We start from the raw sequence: 1687 nt of genomic DNA, 5'->3' as shown, positions 1-1687 counted from the left end.
GACATAAGGTTTGCAAATAAGTTCCAAGCGCGAATAAAATTCTCGCATTGCTATGTTATTCACACACAAAATCTAAGAAATTTTCTATGTCTTCGCCTGATTCTTACGACGTTCTTATTATTGGCAGCGGCGCTGCAGGCCTTAGCGCAGCTCTAAAGCTAGACTCTAGTTTACGTGTCGCGGTCTTGTCTAAAGGCGAAATATCAAGTGGATCGACGCCCTGGGCGCAAGGGGGCATCGCAGCCGTTCTAGATCAGCAAGATAACGAGCAATCACACATTCAAGATACTCTGATCGCTGGGGCAGGTTTGTGTCACCAAGATGCGGTTGAACAGACTGTAAATGGCGGAAAGGTCAGTATTAAATGGCTGAAAGATCAAGGCGTCGACTTTACTCGCGATAGCGATGCAGAAAACCCTAAACACTATCATTTAACAAAAGAAGGCGGACATAGTCATCGCCGCGTCGTGCACGCTGATGATGCAACAGGTCATGCGATATCTAGTGCCTTGTGCCAGCAAACACTTGCAGCTGAGCACATAGATGTATTTACCAATCGCGTTGCGATCGATCTGATTACACATAAAAAGCTCTTTCTACCCGGCAATCGATGTGTCGGTGCTTACGTTCTTAATCGAGAGAATGGTGAAGTTGAACTGTTCCGAGCTCGATTTGTCATCATTGCAACTGGCGGCGCTTCGAAAGCATACCTGTACACCAGTAATCCAGATGGCGCGAGCGGTGATGGTATTGCGATGGCGTGGCGAAGTGGTTGTCGCGTAGCCAACATGGAGTTCAATCAATTCCACCCGACATGCCTATACCACCCACAAGCGAAGACATTTTTGATCACCGAAGCCGTGCGAGGTGAAGGCGGTCACTTGCTCTTGCCAAACGGCGAGCGTTTTATGCATCGCTTTGACGAACGCTTAGAACTCGCACCTCGCGACATCGTAGCGCGAGCTATTGACCATGAGATGAAACGCCTCGGTGCTGACTGCTTATATCTTGATATTAGCCATAAAGACGCAGACTTCATCAAAGCTCATTTTCCAACGATATACGATACCTGCCTTGGATTTGGTATCGACATAACCAAAGAACCCATCCCTATTGTTCCCGCGGCACACTACACATGTGGCGGCGTGATGGTCGATCATCGCGGCAGAAGTGACGTTAACCAGCTTTACGTTCTCGGTGAGGCTTCATTTACTGGTTTACACGGCGCCAACCGAATGGCGAGCAACTCCTTATTGGAGTGCATTGTCTATGGGCATGCAGCAGCAGAAGATATCAACAAGAAAGCGAAATCTATTCCTGAACCACCAGAGGCGCCGGCTTGGGATGAATCACGCGTAATCGACTCTGACGAGGATGTCGTAATCTCGCACAACTGGGACGAACTGCGCCGTTTTATGTGGGACTATGTTGGCATTGTTCGAACAGACAAACGTTTGCAACGTGCAAAGCATCGTGTCGATTTACTGCATCAAGAAATCCTCGATTACTACAGTAATTTCTCGGTAAATAACGACCTTCTAGAATTACGCAACCTAGTAACGGTAGCGGACCTCATTATCTGCTCGGCGATTCAAAGAAAAGAAAGTCGAGGTCTGCATTACACGCTTGACTATCCATCTCTGCAAAGCGAAGCGAACGATACCGTTCTTACGCCAACGAATTTCTC

Annotated in this window: 1 protein-coding gene; it reads left to right on the top strand. The window is 47.8% G+C overall.

Features of this window, described 5'->3' with window-relative positions; genetic code table 11:
* Positions 1 to 86 precede the first annotated feature (86 nt).
* A partial coding sequence (nadB, locus tag A3739_RS16165) for an L-aspartate oxidase (RefSeq protein ID WP_068502046.1) occupies positions 87 to 1687 on the top strand: 1601 nt, incomplete at its 3' end.

Source organism: Oleiphilus sp. HI0067, assembly GCF_001635735.1.
Note: the sequence above shows the minus strand (reverse complement) of the source record. Positions and strands in the feature narration are given on the sequence as shown.